This is a genomic window from Achromobacter sp. SIMBA_011 (genome assembly GCF_046535435.1).
GTDB classification, from domain to species: domain Bacteria; phylum Pseudomonadota; class Gammaproteobacteria; order Burkholderiales; family Burkholderiaceae_B; genus Achromobacter; species Achromobacter dolens.
The window spans coordinates 1-266 of record NZ_JAWRWN010000584.1 but is presented as its reverse complement, the minus strand read 5'-3'; the positions used below and the strand labels follow the sequence as shown (position 1 = coordinate 266).

Below are 266 nucleotides of genomic sequence, written 5' to 3'. Positions count from 1 at the left end.
CCGGACGCATGAGCGCGGTGCACAGCAGCGCGAACGCGCCGAAGCCGACGAGATACGCGATCACGTAGTGCGGCTGGCCGCCGCCGGCCTTGAGCAGCGACGTCGCGATCATCGGCGCGAAGCCGCCGCCGATCACGCCGGCCAGCTGCACCGACAGCGAAATGCCGCTGTAGCGGATTTCCGCGGGAAACTGCTGCGCGAACAGCAGCGACTCGGGCGCATACAGAATCGGGAACACGACGCCGAGGCCGAGCACGATCGCCCAC

General features: G+C 68.8%; 1 pseudogene. It reads right to left on the bottom strand.

The window, feature by feature from the left end:
* Window positions 1–266: pseudogene (locus SB816_RS32250) on the bottom strand (MFS transporter); the annotation flags it as partial.